The organism is Bacteroidales bacterium, assembly GCA_016707785.1.
GTDB lineage: Bacteria > Bacteroidota > Bacteroidia > Bacteroidales > UBA4417 > UBA4417.
In genome coordinates this window covers 125,334-143,894 of the sequence record JADJGZ010000015.1, presented here as the reverse complement: position 1 = coordinate 143,894, position 18,561 = coordinate 125,334, and the positions used below count along the sequence as shown (strand labels likewise).

General features: G+C 40.4%; 13 protein-coding genes and 3 pseudogenes. 8 read left to right on the top strand and 8 right to left on the bottom strand.

Annotated elements, in window-relative coordinates; translation table 11 throughout:
* Window positions 1-100 precede the first annotated feature (100 nt).
* The 4 genes and pseudogenes from IPH84_10410 (at window position 101) to IPH84_10395 (ending at window position 2,528) form a co-directional block, all read left to right on the top strand.
* Window positions 101-574, top strand: coding sequence for a DUF2269 family protein (locus IPH84_10410; protein ID MBK7173619.1), 474 nt, complete (start codon window positions 101-103; stop codon window positions 572-574).
* 199 nt (window positions 575-773) lie between these two features.
* Window positions 774-1,190, top strand: a pseudogene (locus tag IPH84_10405) (SRPBCC domain-containing protein).
* 6 nt (window positions 1,191-1,196) lie between these two features.
* Window positions 1,197-1,643: an SRPBCC domain-containing protein gene (locus tag IPH84_10400; protein MBK7173618.1), complete on the top strand. Its 447-nt coding sequence runs from the start codon at window positions 1,197-1,199 to the stop codon at window positions 1,641-1,643.
* Between the two features lie 168 nt (window positions 1,644-1,811).
* Window positions 1,812-2,528: a hypothetical protein gene (locus IPH84_10395; GenBank protein ID MBK7173617.1), complete on the top strand. Its 717-nt coding sequence runs from the start codon at window positions 1,812-1,814 to the stop codon at window positions 2,526-2,528.
* Window positions 2,529-2,530: 2 nt separating this feature from the next.
* On the opposite strand, the pseudogene carB reads toward IPH84_10395, so the two are convergent.
* The 4 genes and pseudogenes from carB to xth form a co-directional block, all read right to left on the bottom strand.
* Window positions 2,531-5,733: pseudogene (gene carB / locus IPH84_10390) on the bottom strand (carbamoyl-phosphate synthase (glutamine-hydrolyzing) large subunit).
* Between the two features lie 123 nt (window positions 5,734-5,856).
* Window positions 5,857-6,930 carry a glutamine-hydrolyzing carbamoyl-phosphate synthase small subunit gene (gene carA, locus IPH84_10385; protein ID MBK7173616.1) on the bottom strand — a complete coding sequence of 358 codons (1,074 nt, stop codon included), beginning with the start codon at window positions 6,928-6,930 and terminating at the stop codon, window positions 5,857-5,859.
* Between the two features lie 108 nt (window positions 6,931-7,038).
* On the bottom strand, window positions 7,039-7,983 hold the full coding sequence (locus tag IPH84_10380) for an OmpA family protein (protein MBK7173615.1): 945 nt from the start codon (window positions 7,981-7,983) through the stop codon (window positions 7,039-7,041).
* A gap of 57 nt (window positions 7,984-8,040) precedes the next feature.
* Window positions 8,041-8,806: pseudogene (gene xth, locus IPH84_10375) on the bottom strand (exodeoxyribonuclease III).
* Window positions 8,807-9,030: 224 nt separating this feature from the next.
* Here xth and IPH84_10370 point away from each other — a divergent pair.
* Together IPH84_10370 and IPH84_10365 are read left to right on the top strand one after the other, a co-directional pair.
* The gene (locus IPH84_10370) at window positions 9,031-11,397 is read left to right on the top strand and encodes a TonB-dependent receptor (protein MBK7173614.1); all 2,367 of its coding nucleotides are present in this window, start codon (window positions 9,031-9,033) and stop codon (window positions 11,395-11,397) included.
* 6 nt (window positions 11,398-11,403) lie between these two features.
* Complete coding sequence (locus tag IPH84_10365; GenBank protein MBK7173613.1) at window positions 11,404-12,324, top strand: DUF4249 domain-containing protein; 921 nt, start codon at window positions 11,404-11,406, stop codon at window positions 12,322-12,324.
* Window positions 12,325-12,341: 17 nt separating this feature from the next.
* Here IPH84_10365 and IPH84_10360 read toward each other — a convergent pair whose 3' ends face one another.
* The gene (locus tag IPH84_10360; GenBank protein ID MBK7173612.1) at window positions 12,342-13,277 is read right to left on the bottom strand and encodes a cation transporter; all 936 of its coding nucleotides are present in this window, start codon (window positions 13,275-13,277) and stop codon (window positions 12,342-12,344) included.
* Between the two features lie 240 nt (window positions 13,278-13,517).
* On the opposite strand from IPH84_10360, the gene IPH84_10355 reads away from it, so the two are divergent.
* Window positions 13,518-15,296, top strand: coding sequence for a chloride channel protein (locus tag IPH84_10355; protein ID MBK7173611.1), 1,779 nt, complete (start codon window positions 13,518-13,520; stop codon window positions 15,294-15,296).
* An 18-nt stretch (window positions 15,297-15,314) separates the two neighbouring features.
* Here IPH84_10355 and IPH84_10350 read toward each other — a convergent pair whose 3' ends face one another.
* Both IPH84_10350 and IPH84_10345 read right to left on the bottom strand, forming a co-directional pair.
* Window positions 15,315-17,339 carry a thioredoxin domain-containing protein gene (locus IPH84_10350; protein MBK7173610.1) on the bottom strand — a complete coding sequence of 675 codons (2,025 nt, stop codon included), beginning with the start codon at window positions 17,337-17,339 and terminating at the stop codon, window positions 15,315-15,317.
* A gap of 11 nt (window positions 17,340-17,350) precedes the next feature.
* Complete coding sequence (locus IPH84_10345) at window positions 17,351-17,800, bottom strand: hypothetical protein (protein ID MBK7173609.1); 450 nt, start codon at window positions 17,798-17,800, stop codon at window positions 17,351-17,353.
* A 98-nt stretch (window positions 17,801-17,898) separates the two neighbouring features.
* Between IPH84_10345 and IPH84_10340 the strand changes: the two genes are divergently transcribed.
* Entirely contained in the window at window positions 17,899-18,348 is a 450-nt protein-coding gene (locus tag IPH84_10340; GenBank protein ID MBK7173608.1) for a hypothetical protein, read from the top strand.
* 34 nt (window positions 18,349-18,382) lie between these two features.
* Here the strand turns inward: IPH84_10340 and IPH84_10335 are convergent, their stop codons facing one another.
* Window positions 18,383-18,541 carry a hypothetical protein gene (locus tag IPH84_10335; protein MBK7173607.1) on the bottom strand — a complete coding sequence of 53 codons (159 nt, stop codon included), beginning with the start codon at window positions 18,539-18,541 and terminating at the stop codon, window positions 18,383-18,385.
* Between the last annotated feature and the right edge of the window lie 20 nt (window positions 18,542-18,561).

The window sequence follows — 18,561 nt, the reverse complement described above, 5'->3', positions numbered from 1 at the left end:
AAATAGGTTGTTTAAGTATGCATCCACACTCTGATGGACCCAGGGATATAATCCCGGAGACAATATTGTTATTCACTCATTTTAAACATTCAAAAATCCTATGGGATACTCAATCCTTAAAATATTACATTTATTTTCCGTGATCGTTTTCATGGGAAATATCACCATTGGCATTTTCTGGCTTCGTTTTGCACTGAAAACCCGTGACTTCAGCATAATCCATCATACTATAAAAGGCATTATAAAGGCAGACAGGATTTTTACAATTCCTTCTGTTTCTATCCTGATTATTGCTGGCATCGGGGCTGCCATGCATGGCGGATATTCTATTTTTGGAACAGGATGGATATTGTGGTCACTGGTACTGGTATTGATCTCCGGTTTTGCATTTTCTGCCATGCTGGCACCCATTCAAAGAAAAATAAGGTCTCTGACTGAAAAAGGGGGGATAGCTACCGAAAGTGAATGGTTGCCCTTAAAGAAATTAGTTCGTCAATGGAATATTTGGGGCTTTGTTGCCTGGTTCACTCCCTTTCTTGCATTGCTAATGATGATCATGAAGCACCCAAGGTAAACAACACTCAAAAGTTTTATAATGATTTTCAGTAGTGAAATTGTAAATAGTTAAGATAACTCAAAGTATTGATAAAGAAGTGTGTAGTAAATTGATCCGTACAGAAAATCACTTCAATAGTTGCATGCCTAAAATTGAACTTTTCATCAATTTCAAGTATTCAACATAATATCTTTGTTTTCATCCAAAATAAAAAACTATGAACAATCCTATCATATTCACCGAAAGATTCGATACCACTCCTGATCAGATTTGGCAAGCACTTACCAATGTTGAAGCAATGAAAAAATGGTACTTCGATGTACAGGATTTTGTTGCCGTGGAAGGAAATGATTTCTATTTCTATGAGAGTGGTGAAACCAGGGAATTTCTGCATCGTTGTAAGATTACCCGAATTGAACCTCCCATAGTTTTTGCACATACCTGGTCTTATCCCGATCATTCAAAGGGCAGTTCCCTGGTCACATGGGAAATTATGCCGGAAGATGACAAGACTTTGGTTCGGATTACACATGATGGAGTGGAGAATTTTGCAGATGGAGGAACAGCCTTTCTAAGGGAAAACTTCGCCGCAGGCTGGGAAGCCATTCTGAAGAACCTGTTAAGAAACTACCTTTATCACATCCAAAAGCTGGTTTTCAACATTGAAATCAAAGCAGAAGTTTCATTGGTATGGAAATTACTCTGGAATCCTGAATCTTATACTGAATGGACTTCTCCTTTTTGCGAAGGAAGTTATTATAAAGGTGAACTTGCAAAAGGTGAGAGGGTACAATTCCTGGTACCATTAGGTGAAGGAATGTATTCTGATATAGAGTTTGTTAAGGAAAATGAGCTCATGATCCTTAAACATATAGGCTATATGAGCGACTTCAAGGAAATTCCCCTGGATGAGGAAACCCGGAAATGGACCGGTGCATTTGAGATTTACAGGTTAAAACAGGACGATGATATGACCCGTCTAACAGTAGAAGTAGATACTCTCCCGGAATATATGGAACATATGAATGAGAAGTTCCCTCTTTCGTTGCAGAAATTGAAAGCTATGGCTGAAAACAGGCTTGATTAGTTTAGAATTTTATTGTATTGAATGGTTAAAATTCTCATTGGATATACACATCCAATAAGTTAAAAACAACAATCAATAAAACTGAATATTGATTGAACCGGGTAATATTTTGCATCTTGATTTATAATAATTTCACATCGCGTCAATCATCCTAAATTTTATCCATTTATGAAGTATAATCTGATTCATTACCCCAGGTTGATATCAATACTGCTATTGATCATTGTTTCTCAGATATTTTTACTGCCCGGGATTACCGCACAAGAAAGCAGTTCTGAGTGCAAGGTACTTTTGAAAGAGATTTCTGGCAGCTATAAAGGAGATTGCAAGGATAGTCTGGCAGATGGACAAGGCTCTGCTAAGGGAATTGATTCTTATAAGGGTTCCTTCCGTAAAGGTTTGCCAGATGGAAAAGGAACCTATACCTATCAAAATGGTGATGTATTTAATGGTGAGTGGAAGAATGGCCTTAAAAACGGGAAAGGAAAATTTAAATACACTGTAAATGGAAAAACAACCACACTTGCAGGTGTTTGGGAAGAGAATGATTACATAGGAGAAATTAAGCAGGAAGAGGAATACCGGGTTACCAATATAACCGGTATTGAATATTATTCGATTAAGAAAACCGGAGATACTGAAAACAGTATTCAGTTAGCGTTTGAAAGTGTGATGCGTAAATATATCCCTCACGACCTGACTGTCGAGATTTCTTCAGGCTATAAACTGGATCAGAATCTTAAAATTTTAATTCTAAACTATCAGCTACCAGTACAATGCGAACTTCATTTCACCATCAAGGTTGCGGAAACCCTAAAGCAGTGCAATCTTACCTTCGATATCCTGAAACCGGGTAAGTACGAAGTTTTTATTAGCAACAATTAATCCTAATATTCGTCCCAGCTTTTTATCACCAGGTCCTCAAGATCGAGTTTGCAGATTGCATAAAGAAATGCGCTGGCAAGTCGCGCATTTGTAATGAGTGGTATATTAAAATCCACTGCTGATCTTCTTATGGTATAGTCGTTAGCTAATTCAGTGCGGGATAAATTTTTCGGAATATTTATCACCAGGTCGATTTTGCGTTCCCTAAGGTATTCAAGGATATTAGGTTGAGCATCTTCATCTGGCCAATGCAGCATGGTAGAATCTACGCCATTTTCTTCCAGGAAAGCTACAGTGCCGCGTGTAGCAAAGAGATGGAATCCTCTCTCCTTTAGCATTCTTGCACTTTGAAGCAATTCCACTTTTGAACGGGCATCACCGGTTGAAAGCAGAATATTTTTCTTTGGAATCTTATATCCAACGGAAAGCATTGCTTTTAAAAGTGTTTCGTAATAATTTTCGCCAATACATCCAACTTCACCGGTTGATGCCATTTCAACACCAAGTACCGGGTCGGCAGCCTGCAATCGCGAGAAGGAGAACTGTGAGGCTTTAACTCCAATGTAATCCAGATCGAAGGCGCTCTTTTCAGGTTTAACAACCGGAATCCCCAACATCACCTTTGTAGCCAGTTCAATAAAATTCACTTTTATCACCTTAGAAACAAAAGGGAATGAGCGGGAAGCCCTCAGGTTACATTCGATTACCCTGATATCATTGTCCTTGGCCAGGAACTGCATATTGAAAGGCCCACAGATATTGAGGGAACGGGCAATATCGCGGGAAATTCTCTTGATCCTCCTGGCTGTTTCAAAATACATCTTCTGTGCAGGAAACACCATTGTGGCATCTCCTGAATGTACACCAGCAAATTCTATGTGCTCAGAGATGGCGTAGGCAAGGATTTCGCCTTTATCAGCAACCGCATCAATCTCAATTTCCTTAGCATTTTGCACAAATTCCGACACAACCACCGGGTATTCCTTGGAGACTTTTGCAGCCAGGGTAAGGAAAAAGTCCAGTTCCTGCTCATTGGAAACTACATTCATTGCCGCACCTGATAGTACGTAGGAAGGCCTGATCAGAACAGGAAAACCCACTTCCTCAACAAAACGATGAATTTCCTCAAGATTTGAGAGTTCTTTCCACCTTGGCTGATCGATATCAAGGCTATCAAGCAAAGATGAGAATTTATGCCTGTTTTCAGCACTATCAATACTTTCAGGGAAGTCCCAAGGATAGGGACTTGTTGTTCATGAAGCCGCATAGCCAGGTTATTGGCTATTTGCCCCCCTGTTGAAACGATCACTCCAAAAGGTTGTTCCAGGTCGATGATATCCATTGTTCGTTCAAAGGAGAGCTCATCAAAATAAAGCCTGTCGCAAGTATCATAATCGGTACTTACAGTTTCGGGATTGAAATTTATCATCACCCCCCTGTAACCTTCTTTTCTTGCAGTGGACAGTGCATTTACGGAACACCAGTCGAATTCTACGGAACTGCCAATCCTGTATGCTCCAGAACCTAAAACAATCACAGACTTATTGTCACGTTCACAAATAACATCATGTTCCGTGGCATTATAGGTCATGTACAAATAATTCGTTAATGCAGGGTATTCAGCAGCCAGCGTATCAATTTGTTTGATATAGGGTACAATCCCAAGCTGCTTCCTCAAAACACGCACTTTCAGAAGAGCAGCCTTCAGGTTACCCGGCGATTTGAGCACAAAACGGGCAATTTGGAAATCAGAGAATCCTTGTTGTTTGCAATGCAATAAAAAATCAGTTTCCAGTTCTTCTAAATGCTGATATTTACTAAGCTCCTGCATGGTTTCGTAGATTCCTCTTAACTTAACAAGGAACCAGTTATCAATTCGGGTAAGCTCATGGATTTCTTCTACACTAAACCCTGCCTCGAAAGCACTGGCTATTGAGTAAATACGCATATCAGTAGGTTCTGAAAGCGCTTTCCTGATATCAGTAAATTCAATGTCGCTATTTCCCACGAATCCATGGGTCCCCTGCCCTACCATTCGAAGACCTTTCTGAATTGCTTCCTCGAAGGTCCTGCCAATTGCCATGATCTCTCCGACACTTTTCATGCTGGATCCAATCTCTTTGGATACTCCCATGAATTTATTAAGATCCCAACGAGGAATTTTAACCACAATGTAGTCAAGGGCCGGTTCAAAAAAGGCAGTAGTAGTGCGGGTTACACTATTTTTCAATTCATGCAGCCCATAACCCATAGCCAGTTTGGCTGCCACAAAGGCTAATGGGTATCCGGTAGCCTTGGAAGCTAACGCTGAAGAACGTGAAAGCCGGGCATTCACCTCTATAACACGATAATCTTCTGATTGCGGATCTAAAGCATACTGAACATTACATTCACCAACTATCCCAACACTCCTTACAATCTGGATCGCCAGTCGGCGAAGTTTATGATACTCATTGTTGGTAAGTGTTTGTGAGGGTGCTACTACAATACTTTCCCCGGTATGAATTCCTAATGGATCAAAATTCTCCATATTGCAGACAGTGATACAGTTGTCGTAACAATCGCGTACCACTTCATATTCCACCTCTTTCCAGCCTTTAAGAGATTCTTCCACCAAAATCTGGTTGGAGTAGGAGAAGGCTTTATCAGCCAATTTCAGCAATTCGTCCCTGTTATAACAAAACCCTGAACCTTGACCACCAAGGGTATAAGCAGCCCTTACGATGATTGGAAAACCAAGTTCATCCGATGCTTCCAGGGCAGCCTCAATGGAAGTAACAGCAATGCTTTTTGGGGTCTTTACATTAATACTGTGTAGCTTTTGAGCGAAAAGTTCACGGTCTTCAGTTTCCATAATGGCACTTACCGGCGTACCCATCACCTCAACTCCATATTTTTCAAGTATTCCTGACTGATAAAGTTCTACACCACAGTTGAGCGCTGTCTGTCCTCCAAAGGCAAGTAGAATTCCATCAGGTCTATCTTTTTTAATGACTTTTTCAACAAAGAATGGGGTAACAGGCAGAAAGTAAATCTTGTCAGCTATACCCTCAGAGGTTTGAACAGTGGCGATATTAGGATTAATGAGAATGGAGAAGATGCCTTCTTCCCTCAGTGCTTTCAGAGCTTGTGAACCGCTATAATCAAACTCACCTGCTTCTCCAATCTTGAGTGCGCCACTGCCAAGTACCAGGACTTTCTTCATTACCAATCAGTATTTTGAATTTTGTTAAAATTATTTTTCTTTATGAAATTCTATTTACCACCAGGTTAAATGTATTTAAAGTGATGATCGCTGTTTAATACATTCCTAATACCTCTTCATCTATTATGGCCTTATTTTCTGTATAAATTCATCAAAAAGGTATTCGGTATCTGTAGGGCCAGACGATGCTTCAGGATGAAATTGTACAGAAAAAACCGGAAGGGCTTTATGCCGGATTCCTTCATTTGTTCCATCATTCAGGTTAATAAAGAAAGGCTCCCAGTCATTTCCAAGGCTCTTGTTATCAATGGCAAACCCATGGTTTTGTGAAGTTATGAATGCACGGTTGGTTCCTACCTGCAATACAGGTTGATTATGGCTTCGGTGGCCATATTTCAGCTTATAGGTATCAGCACCTGAAGCCAGCGCTAATAATTGATTACCCAGACAAATCCCAAAAATGGGGATATCCTGCTTCAGTGACCAGGAAAGATGTTCAATGGTTGCCACACACATTTTTGGATTGCCCGGGCCATTTGAAATAAACAGTCCGTCATATTCTTCATTCCGGTAATCAAAATCCCATGGGACGCGGATTACCGTAGTGTCTCTTTTAAGGAAATGCCTGATAATATTATTCTTAACACCACAATCGATCAGAAGTATTTTTGTCCTGCCATTTCCATACCTCTGTACTTCTTTACAACTTACCTGGTCAACAAGATTCTGTTCATTAGGGTCCAGAAAATCAATATCAGCTCCTTCAAAAACTATTTTTCCAAGCATCGCCCCTTTTTCCCTGATAATTTTCGTCAATGCCCTTGTATCGATCCCGTAAATCGCTGGAATTTTGTTTCGTATCAACCAATCTGAAAGACTTTCACCTGCATTCCAATGACTAAATTCAAAGGAATAATCAGAAACTATCAGTCCACTTACCTGTATCCGATCGGATTCAAGGTATCTGAGCATGCCATCTTCTTCAACACTCATTGGTACGCCATAATTACCGATAAGCGGATAAGTCGCTACCAGGATCTGTCCAGCATAGGATGGGTCGGTTAAGCTTTCAGGGTAGCCTGTCATTGAAGTATTGAAAACGACTTCACCTGCAACGGAGGCTTGATAACCAAAGGATTTTCCTTTGAAAATAGTTCCATCTTCCAGAACAAGTTTTGCTAAAATGTGATCTCTCATAATTCTGATTTGGCATGGGTACATGCTGAAAGGGGGCCAACACCGGCACCCTTTCATTTCAAAGATCTTTTTAAGTAATCTGCCTTTCAATTAAGAAGGCAGCATTCATTAATTTCCACCGATGATTTGCAGCAATTCATCCAGCTTAGGGGTAAGAATGATTTCTGTCCGCCTGTTCTTGGCGCGGGCCGGGGCTGAATTTGATGGGTCTACCGGCAGGTATTCACTTCTTCCTGCAGTGGTGAGTCGTTTAGGATCAATTTTAGCATTGGCCAGGATGATTTTTACAATAGATGTAGCACGCATCACGCTAAGATCCCAGTTATCCTTTACTTGTCCGGTACCATTGTAAGGCACATTATCAGTATGACCTTCGATGAGGACATTGATATCTTTATTTTTTTCCAGCACTTTTGATATATTCTTTAATGCTGATATGCCTTCAGCACTAACTTCCCATTTTCCCGATGCGAAGAGTAGCTTTTCTTCCATCGAAACATATACTTTCCCATCTTTCATATGAACAGAAAGGCCTTTCCCTTCGAAACCCATCAGGGCATCGGCAACGGCTTTGCGTAAAGCCTGGGTGATTGAATCTTTCTTTGCTATTGCAGATTGAAGTTCTAACAGGTTCTTCCCTTTCTGGTCAAGTTCTGATTGCAATACCCGGAGTTTATCTTCCCTGGACAGCAGGTCATCCTGGGCTGCCTTTAATTCAGCCATTATCCGTTGTGTTTCCTCCTCATTGCCTGTGCTCTGAGCCTTTAGCATCTCATACGACCTGTCCAATTCTTCATAATCAGCTGTAAGTACCCGCAGTTTGGATGAAAGTTCAGTAGTATCAGCCTTCATCCTGGCATTATCTTTTTTAATCTTTTGATTTTCGGCAGTGAGCTCATTCACCTGGGTGGTGAGTTCATCGACTTTTGCTGACAAGCGTTCATTTTCAGACTTGCATCTGCCCGCAAGATCATTATACTTTTTTGTTGAAACACATGACATAAGACTCATGGATCCTATGATCAGGAAAAGAAGCAGGGTTTTTAGTTTCATAATTTTGAATTGACATGATGAATAAGCTTTAGCTGAAATAGAAATCTATCCAGCCTTTTAAAAATCAATCTCCAGTAATACAGGACAATGATCCGAGTGTTTTGCCATTGGGAGGATGGCGGCACGTTTCATTCGGTTTTCAAGTGGGTCGCTGACCATATGATAATCAATACGCCAGCCCAGATTCCTTTCCCTGGCATTTACCCTATAACTCCACCAGGAATAATGATGAGGTTCTTTGATAAAATACCTGAATGAGTCGATGAATCCGACATTAAGGAATGTGGTCACCCAGGCACGTTCTTCAGGGAGAAATCCGCTGTTGGTAGCATTGCGTATAGGGTCGTGGATATCGATGGCCTTATGACAAATGTTATAATCCCCGGAAATGATGAGATTTGGTCGTGTTTTAAGGAGCTCAATGGTATATTTCAGGAAATAATCCAGCCATTCCATTTTAAAGGATTGGCGATGTTCACCTGTTGTACCGGATGGATGATAAACCGAAATAACACTAATATCCCCAAAATCCAGCCCTCAGAAATCGTCCTTCAAAATCATAAAGGGGATGTTCAATGCCATACAAAACGCGATCCGGCTGTTTACGGGTCAATATTCCAACGCCACTATAACCCTTTTTCTGAGCAGGAAACCAATAAGTTTGGTACCCAAGGGCTTCAAATTCAAGGATCGGTATCTGATCAACCTGGGCTTTTATCTCCTGGAAACAGACAATATCAGCATCAGCAGACTTTATCCATTCAATTAGTCCTTTGCCGATTGCAGCCCGGATACCGTTGACATTATAGGAGATTATCTTCATAAGATTCCAATCGGAATGCAAAATTAATGGATGCCTCTGCTCTTCTTCCCTTTTTCATAAAGAAGTTTTACAGAAATAATCAACAAAATAAATGTGCTACTCCCCCGTGAAATAAGGGACTATGATTAGTTAAAAATCATTAATATATCTAACTCACCTCATAATATCTTTACATTTAAACCGTTTGAACAATAACTTTTCATTCGTACATTATACTTTAGTTTATGCAGGTATTCACCAGGCTTCTCCTAGTCATCATCTTTCTGCTTAATATCCTGCTTTTATCGGCACAATCCTTTACCATTAGTGGTTATATCAAGGATACAGCGAGTATGGAAGTATTACCAGGTGCCAATATTTTTGAAAAAGCCAGTCTTAAAGGCACTTCTACCAATGCCTATGGTTTTTTCAGCATCACTCTTCCTGCCGGAAACCATCTCCTGCGTTTCAGCTATATAGGGTACTCAACAAAATTTGAAGAAATCAATCTGAATGGCAACATGAACTTGATGGTTCTCCTCAAATCGTCGCTCACTCTCCAACAGGTAGATATTACTGCATCAGGCAGCGAATTACTGGAACAATCCTCCCGAATGAGCAGTATTAACATCCCGATTCAGCAAATGAAAAGCCTGCCATCGTTTATGGGGGAAACTGATATTTTGAAGTCGCTTCAGCTTTTACCCGGGGTTCAATCAGGAACTGAAGGAAGCAGCGCACTCTATGTCAGAGGTGGTGGCCCTGATCAAAACCTCATTCTTCTTGATGATGCCCCTGTTTATAATGCCGGGCATTTATTGGGATTTTTCTCCATTTTCAATGCTGATGCAATTAAGAATGTCGAACTTATAAAAGGTGGATTTCCGGCAAGGTATGGTGGAAGATTGTCATCAGTAGTAGATATCAGGATGAAGGAGGGAAATATGAAAAAGCTGAATGTCGAAGGATCCCTGGGTCTGATCAGCTCCAAGCTTATGGTAGAAGGGCCAATCCTGAAAGATAGAACATCGTTCATTGTAACGGGACGAAGAACTTATATCGATTACCTGGCCCAGCCCATTGTTAGAGGAGTTACTACTGAGTATAACAAGAACGGACTCTTTTTCTATGACCTGAATGCAAAGGTCAACCATATTATTTCGGAGAAAGACAGGCTATACCTGAGTGTTTATAATGGTAAAGATGAGTATTATAATGACGTACTTCCTTATGAATACCTTTATGATGGTGTGATTTATAAGGAACAGAGTAAATCGTCACTTTCGTGGGGAAACCTGACATCCTCAGCGAAATGGAATCACCAGATCAATGAAAAAACGTTTGGGAACCTTGCATTCACATACAGTAACTATAATTTCACGGTTAAAGACTTCCAGGAATCCATCGTGGTTACAGATACATCGACCACCACTAAAATGTATTCAATCCGATATCTGTCGGGGATCAGGGATTTCGCGATAAAGGCGGATATAGATTATATGCCTAATCCTTCACATTTCATCAAATTTGGGTTACTTTCCACTTTTCATACTTTCCAACCCGGTGTGAATACCGTTAATATTGAGGAATCCAATACGAATATTAATGATAGCACATCTGGCCCAAATCCAGTCCGGGCTTTGGAAACAGGCATTTACTTTGAGGATGACTACCAATTTAATGAGCGGCTTAAAGCTAACTTCGGTTTACATTATTCATCTTTCCTGGTAGACAAGAAGTTTTATCATTCATTGCAACCCAGGGTTTCGGTTCGTTACCTGCTTCCTGATGACTGGATCGCGAAGACTTCATTTGCCAGTATGCAACAAAATATCCACCTGCTGACTAATTCATCCATTGGATTACCTACTGACCTTTGGGTTCCATCCACTTCTTCCATCAAACCCCAGCAATCAAAACAGGTAGCTGCAGGTATTTCCAGGACATTCCGTCGTAATTACCTCGTCTCGGTAGAAGGATACTATAAATGGATGAATCATATTATAGAATATACCGAAGGTGCAACCTACCTGAACTCAAATTCCAACTGGGAAGAAAAGGTTACCAGTGGAAAAGGGAATTCATATGGAATGGAGATACTGCTGCAGAAAAAAGAAGGCCGGACCAAAGGCTGGATCGGGTACACATTATCATGGAGCAACCGCACATTTCCGGATATAAACTATGGAGAAACCTTCCCTTACAAATTCGACAGGCGGCATGACATTTCCATTGTTTTAATGCATAAGTTGGATGATAAGTGGGATTTTTCTGCGGAATGGGTTTATGGAACCGGGAATGCAGTTACCCTTGCTACGATTAAATTTCCCGGGCCCGATGGATGGGAAATTCAAACCTTTGACAAACGGAATTCATATCGGGCAGCCGATTATCACAGGCTGGATGTTTCATTCACACGTTCGAAGGAAACTAAATGGGGCACAAGCTCCTGGAACTTAGGAATGTATAATGTGTACAACCGTAAAAACCCATTTTATTATTACTTCGGAACTGACTCAAGAGGTAGCAAAGCTTTGAAAAGAGTAAGCTTATTCCAGATGATACCATCTGTGAGTTATACCTTCAGGTTTTCAATCCCAAAAAACAAGTAAAGATTTATGAAAGCAATATTTCCAATCATCATTTTCTTTCTGCTGTTTATCGGATGTGAGAAAACCGAGAAAATAGAAAACTTCCCAAAAACAGCTTCCAGGATAGCATTAGACTGCATCATGATACCTGATAGCGGAATTAGTGTGATTCTGTATAAGAGTTTGTCAATACTCGATAATGCTCCCAACAAGGCTTTAACCCAGGCAACCCTGGAACTTTATAAGGATGGCTCCCTATTGGCCACACAGGTTGGGGCTAACCAGTCGAATTCCTACTACTTTCCTGATATTAAGCCTGAAGCCGGGCATCAGTATAAACTAGTTGCCAGGCACAATGGTTATGAAACTGTAACCGCTGTTTCAGATATTCCATTAGCAGCAGAAATCAAAAAACTATCCACAACCGTGCATGATACCTCCAGTTGGGAATGGACCTATGGGATCAGATATTTTTTCTCAAAGGGTAAGTTGTTACTTGACTTGAAGGACGCTCCTGAAACTGGCAATTATTATAAACTAAGCATGTATATGCTAGATACTTCTTACAGCTTTAATGAGTATGGCGATACAGTAGGCATTTATATTTATAAGAATTCCTTACAGAATTTCGGTAATGAGGCAACTAATCCTTTGATTGAATTCACTGAAGGAGAATCCTATTATTTTTCCGATCAATATGTGAATGGGCAGGAATTTAGTATTGAGTTGCCAATAACCTATTCAGGAGATACTCCCGGCGTTGATATTTTTGTAGAATTATCCACTTTATCCAAAGACTACTTTCTTTTCCGAAAGAGTTTGATAAAATATAACGAAAGTCAGAATAATCCATTCAGTGAACCCATTAAGATTTATACCAATATCGAGAATGGGTATGGGATTTTTGCCGGAAGTACACTGCTATTTAAACAAATACGATATAATTAATCAGAGATTACGCTCCATCAATATTCAAATATTTCGCAATTTCCTTTGCATAATCCATCACATGCATCCAGGCATGGTTCGGTGTGGATCATAACGGTTGCATTAGGTAATTTCTCGACAATTTGTCTTGTGATTTCATCACATATATCATGAGCTATCTTCACAGTCAGATCTTTGTGTACTACCAGGTGAAATTCCACGAACCTCTCTGAACCTGATTTCCTGGTCTTAAGTTTATGAAAACTCTTAGCCTGGGGAAAAAACGAGGAGATAATAGTGGTAACAATGGATTCTTCACTTTCAGGAAGGCGTTCATCAAGCAATGCCTGGAAGGATACTGAGGTGAGTTCCCAGGCAGCTTTAATAATTAACCCGGCTACACCTAATGCTACAACGGGGTCGATCCAATGAAGCTGAAGATCCGGAAAGAAAACCCCTCCAAGATAATAAAAGCCTAAGCCCACTGCTACACCCGATGATGTCCAGACATCTGTGCGCAGGTGCCATCCATCTGCAATCAAGGCCATTGAATCAGTTTCAGTCCCAACTTTAAATAATCGTCGTGATACAAATAAATTAGCTATCGCTGAGAACCCCATAACCAGTATTCCCCATCCCGGTGTTTCCACTTGCCCCGGAAACATAAGTTTGTTAACAGCCTCGTAGATAATCCAACCCGCAGCAACAAAAATCAGGGTACCTTCTATGGCAGCAGAAAGGTTTTCATATTTACCATGACCAAAAGTGTGACGGTCATCAGCCGGCTTATTGGCTGTGCGTACAGCAAAAAATGCAATCAAGGCAGCAATAAGATCCACGCCGGAGTGTATTGCCTCGGATATAACAGAAACAGAGCCTATCAAAATTCCAACAACCAGTTTCAGAACTACCAATGTTGAATTAGAAATTACTGATAATATGGCAACATTACTCTTTCTCTTGCCTTTATTCATGATCAATACCTTTATATTTTAATCCAAACAGATCTATTATCAGATACTTACTAAAAAGGTTTACCTCCATATAATCAAGAATCAAAAAATATGAATCGATGAATATGGTATTGCAAATTTAATTCAGTCAGTCATAGTACCGTCAATTTATGCAAATTGTTACTAAGACTATTTAAAATTTACCACCATAAAGATTCTATCACAAGACAGGTAGAGATAAATTTCTATTTTTGTTAACCTATGAGTAAAGGCAGTTTCTTCATTAAACTACATAGTTGGCGTTTGAAGCATATTTCACCGCGAACTTTTGTATTGCTATTAAGCTTGATTGTCGGTGCTTTAGGAGGGCTTGCTGCTATACTACTGAAAAATGCGGTCTTCCTGATTCATAATTTAATTATGACCGGGATTGACAGGCATGGATTCAACCTCATTTACCTTGCGCTTCCATTTATAGGAATAGCATTAACCTACCTTTTTGTCAGGTATATTGTGCGGGACAGCATCAACCATGGTATCAGCCGTGTTCTTTCAGCGATCTCACGAAACAATTCTATCATGCGTGCGCATCATATGATTACCTCTATGATTGCCAGCACGCTCACAGTTGGATTCGGAGGAAGTGTTGGTTTGGAAGCCCCAATTGTGCTGACAGGTTCAGCATTGGGATCCAATCTATCCAGGGTTCTTCGGCTGGACTATCATACGACTACTTTAATGGTCGGTTGTGGTGCCGCAGGTGCTATTGCGGGCATCTTTAAAGCCCCGATTGCAGCAGTAATTTTTGCCCTTGAAGTGTTGATGCTTGACCTGACCATGGCAAGCCTGATTCCACTTTTGATTTCTGCAGCTACCGGTACAACCCTTGCCTATTTCTTCATGGGAAGTGGATTCTTATTCCATTTTTCGGTAACTGACCATCCTTTTCGCATGGCGAATCTCCCATTCTATGCACTTCTTGGATTATTTACCGGGATTGTTTCACTCTATTTCACAAAGGCAAACCTCTCCATCGAAAAGCAGTTTCAGCGAATGCCAAAAGGCTTTATCCGGTTATTGGCAGGTGGTTTCATCACCAGCTTGTTGGTTTTCATTTTTCCACCATTATTCGGAGAGGGTTATGAAACTTTGAGCACATTATTGAGTGGAAAAGGGATGAGTTTGCTGGAGGGAAGTTTCTTTTATCCGGCCGGGGGCAATTACTTATTATTATTGGTTTTCCTGGTTCTGTTGCTGACTTTTAAAGTAGTTGCCATGTCGGCAACCACTGGAGGTGGAGGAATAGGTGGAGTATTTGCACCCTCTTTATTCATGGGAGGTGTAGCCGGTTTCTTCCTTAGCAAGGTGGTGAATTTTTTTGAGCCCGGCAGGCTTCCGGAATCCAACTTTGCATTGGCTGGAATGGCGGGAGTGATGGCTGCTGTGATGCATGCCCCTTTAACAGCCATCTTCCTCATTGCTGAAATTACAGGAGGTTACGCTTTCTTTATTCCTTTGATGATTACAGCCGTTATTGCTTATCTTACTATCATGCCTTTTGAGCCTCACTCAATTTATACCAAGCGACTCGCAGCTATGGGGGAACTGATTACCCATGATAAGGATAAGGCCGTTCTCACACGACTTTCAATCGAAAAGCTCATTGAAACCAACTTTAATACTGTAAGGCCGGATGCTACACTAGGCGATTTTGTTAAAGTAGTTTCGAAATCCCAAAGAAACGTCTTTCCTGTTACCGATCAGGACAATAATTTTCTTGGTGTTGTATTCATAAATGATGTAAGAGAAATTATCTTTAAACCTGAATTATATGATTCGGTTTATGTGAGCAACCTGATGTTTATGCCTGATGCTTATGTTGACAGGAATGCGACGATGGAGGATGTGGCAACCCGATTCCAGGAAACTGCGCATTACAATCTCCCTGTGCTTGAACAAGGAAAATATGTGGGATTTGTCTCCCGGGCCAATGTATTTTCGGCCTATCGTAAAATGGTAAAGGAATTTTCCAAAGAATAAGAGAACCAGTTACAACGATTACTCTGCCAGCTTAAAGCCAATTTTAAGCAGATCCATCGCTTTATCGACTGAATCCACCGGAGCAAAACATGCAGTTTCGTTACAAAGATGGATCAGGGTTTTCCCATCTACAAATCGGTTTCTGATATAGGGCAAATCACCGGGCATCGTAGATCCGGCAATCATAGCAAATGGAAGGTACTGCCGGCCAAACTCCTGGATTTTTTCATGAGCATCCTCCCCTACAACAGCAATCACATAGAAAGGCCTGCTAATTTCCAAAGCAAGGCTCACCCAGTTGGCATAAGAAGTTGGGTAACTCAGCAATTTCCCGGTCATTCCTGCGAGCATCTGCTGACTCAGTTCGAGATAAGCATTTTTCCCGGTGATGGTCCCCATGGCAAACAAGAGCCTTGCCATTGCTGAATTGGAAGAGGGAACCACACTGTCGTAAATATCCGTCTTACGAACAATACAATGATGCTTCGACTCCGAGAAAAAGAACAGTCCGGATTCAGGATCAGAGAAATTCGAAAGTGCATATTTTACAAGACTTTCAGCTTCTCCTAGCCAGGTATTGTCAAGGGTAATCTGATAAATTGAAAGACAGGCTTCAGCAAAAAAGATATAATCATCCAGAAATGCGGCGATTCGTGCTTTCCCATTCTTCCAGGTATGAAAATACCCTTCCCCGGGGTTTCTAAAAGCAGAGCTAATAAACCTGGCTGCATTCAATGCAATCCCGAGATATTCAGTCGTCCCAAAAGTAGAATATGCATCTGCATAAGCTCTTATCATCAAAGCATTCCATGAGAGAAGGACTTTATCATCCAAACCAGGCCTAACCCTTTTTGAACGCTCTTCCATCAGGAGACTTCTGCAATGATGTAAAAGTGAATGTAATTCCTCTGTAGAAAGAAAGTGTTGTTTGGCAAATTCTTCATCCTGAAAAGGGCGGAATAGAACACAGCGCTTATGCAACCATACACCTTCGGAACCCAATCCATAATATTCAGCAATAAGTTCACTGTAAGCACCCAGCACTTCATCGAATTCTTCACGGGTCCAGGTGTAATAAAAGCCTTCTGTGCCATCACTATCAGCATCCAGTGATGAATAAAATAAGCCTTCAGGAGAAGTTAATTCCCTTTTTACAAATTCAAGTGTTTCTACAACAACTGCCTTAAAATAAGGATCATTTGTCATCCTGTATGCATTGCAGTAAAGGCTTACCAACAATGCATTATCATAAAGCATTTTCTCAAAATGCGGCACCTTCCATTTATTATCCACTGAATACCTGGCGAATCCTCCTCCAATCTGGTCAAAAATGCCACCCCTTGACATAAAATGCAACGTTTTGACCACATGTTCCAAGGCAAAATCCTTTTTAAAGGCATGATAATATCTTAGCAACATCTGAAGGACTTCAGGCATAGGGAATTTTGGGGCCCCGGACATTCCACCCATATTGGTATCAAGGTGTTGCCGAAGCAAGTACATGATTTCCTGAAAGTAATCATCGTCCAATACATGCAATCCCGAATCAGGCGTTACATTGGAATTCTTCATGATTCTGTCAGTAACTTCAGCAGCCTGTTCAATAAATTCACTATACTGGCCTTTAAAGACGGAGGAAACGTTTTTCAATATTTCTTTCCATTGATCCTGCTTAAAATAGGTTCCTCCCCAGAAAGGCTTACCATCAGATGAAGTGAAGCAGTTCAGAGGCCATCCTCCATGTCCATAAAGTAATTGAACTGCATCCATATAAAAATGGTCAACATCGGGACGCTCTTCCCTATCCACTTTCACACAAATGAAATTCTCATTCATTAAATGTGCAATTTCTTCATTTTCAAACGATTCCTTTTCCATCACATGACACCAGTGACAGGAGGAGTAACCTATACTGAATAGCATGGGTTTATTCTCTTGCCGGGCCTTTTCGAATGCTTCCTCTGAATATGGAAACCAATCAACAGGATTATGGGCATGCTGCAGAAGATAGGGGCTGGATTCGTTTATGAGTCGGTTCGGCATGGATGAGTAAACTATTTGATTTCCCGAAGGTAAATATAATACTTCTCGTTTTTAGCTTCCTGCTCAGGTTTTTGCTTCTTTAAATATTTATCAACAAGATGATAAATAATGAGCAGGATGATGGAAACTAAAAGGAAATAATTCCAATTTACCAGCTTATCAATGAAATATAAAGCAACTAAAAGAGCCGGATATTTAACTATTGAGACAATATTTTCTAACATATCAACATCTGACCCCAATTCTAAATGAAAAAATTTGCCATGGCTACATTCTAAGTTCACTACATTAGAATTAGAAAACTTGCTGGAAGCTTGTAAAGAGTAGTTTCCATCTTCCAGCTCGAAATCCATTCGACTACCTGATTTTATCAAGCCATAATTTCGACCATTTAGGTACAAGGAATAAGGAATAAAATAACCTGACAGATGTCGTGTACGTTGAATGCTTATCTTAGCCATTCAGGATGTTTGAAAGTCGAAAAGTTGCTATAATAACAACAAAAGATTGCCTGAGAAGTTTGCTAACCTTACAAATATCTTAATATCCTCATTAACCCATGGAACAAATCCCGACCTCTGTCAAAACACTACAGATTCTCTATATCGCCCTGATATCCGGAATTGTATTCTTTATTGCTGCATCCTTTTTTGTTGTAAAAACATCGGGAGCCATCATAGATGATTCTCAGCAGCAAAATACTATGCAAATCATTGCAGTATTATCCACGCTTACTATTCCCATTGGATTATTTTTATTCAAGAAGAAGCTGTTGGAGACCAACAATAAGCATATTCATGAGAAAATGGAAATATACAGGTCTGCCATGATTATAAGAGCCGCCCTGATGGAAGGCTCAGCATTCTTTTGCATAGTTAGTTATATGATCACCGGAAACATCAGGATGATTATCCTAACAGCATTGATATTAGCTATTATGATATTTATTTTCCCTACTCGTCCCAGGATTGCAGGAGACCTTGGTATTTCAGAAACTGATCTGGAATAACATCTTAAATCGCAAGAGGCTATTCTGAAAGGATTCAGGAATGGCCGCCAACAATAATTCTGACAATTTTGATGTTTAGAATTACAAAACGCCATAGCTGCCACAGCAGGTTTGACCTCCAGAATCGTGTACTTTTCGTAGGTAAGGGTGGATATGATTCATCGTAATATCCACGGACTATATTCTTTGCCATTTCTAATTATTTCAGGGTTA

Excerpts from the sequence above, each read along its gene's own strand:
- IPH84_10410 (MBK7173619.1), top strand. The coding sequence starts at position 101 with ATGGGATACTCAATCCTTAAAATATTACATTTATTTTCCGTGATCGTT.
- IPH84_10395 (MBK7173617.1), top strand. The coding sequence starts at position 1,812 with ATGAAGTATAATCTGATTCATTACCCCAGGTTGATATCAATACTGCTA.
- carA (MBK7173616.1), bottom strand. The coding sequence starts at position 6,930 with ATGAGAGATCACATTTTAGCAAAACTTGTTCTGGAAGATGGAACTATT.
- IPH84_10380 (MBK7173615.1), bottom strand. The coding sequence starts at position 7,983 with ATGAAACTAAAAACCCTGCTTCTTTTCCTGATCATAGGATCCATGAGT.
- IPH84_10370 (MBK7173614.1), top strand. The coding sequence starts at position 9,031 with ATGCAGGTATTCACCAGGCTTCTCCTAGTCATCATCTTTCTGCTTAAT.
- IPH84_10365 (MBK7173613.1), top strand. The coding sequence starts at position 11,404 with ATGAAAGCAATATTTCCAATCATCATTTTCTTTCTGCTGTTTATCGGA.
- IPH84_10360 (MBK7173612.1), bottom strand. The coding sequence starts at position 13,277 with ATGAATAAAGGCAAGAGAAAGAGTAATGTTGCCATATTATCAGTAATT.
- IPH84_10355 (MBK7173611.1), top strand. The coding sequence starts at position 13,518 with ATGAGTAAAGGCAGTTTCTTCATTAAACTACATAGTTGGCGTTTGAAG.
- IPH84_10350 (MBK7173610.1), bottom strand. The coding sequence starts at position 17,339 with ATGCCGAACCGACTCATAAACGAATCCAGCCCCTATCTTCTGCAGCAT.
- IPH84_10345 (MBK7173609.1), bottom strand. The coding sequence starts at position 17,800 with ATGGCTAAGATAAGCATTCAACGTACACGACATCTGTCAGGTTATTTT.
- IPH84_10340 (MBK7173608.1), top strand. The coding sequence starts at position 17,899 with ATGGAACAAATCCCGACCTCTGTCAAAACACTACAGATTCTCTATATC.
- IPH84_10335 (MBK7173607.1), bottom strand. The coding sequence starts at position 18,541 with ATGGCAAAGAATATAGTCCGTGGATATTACGATGAATCATATCCACCC.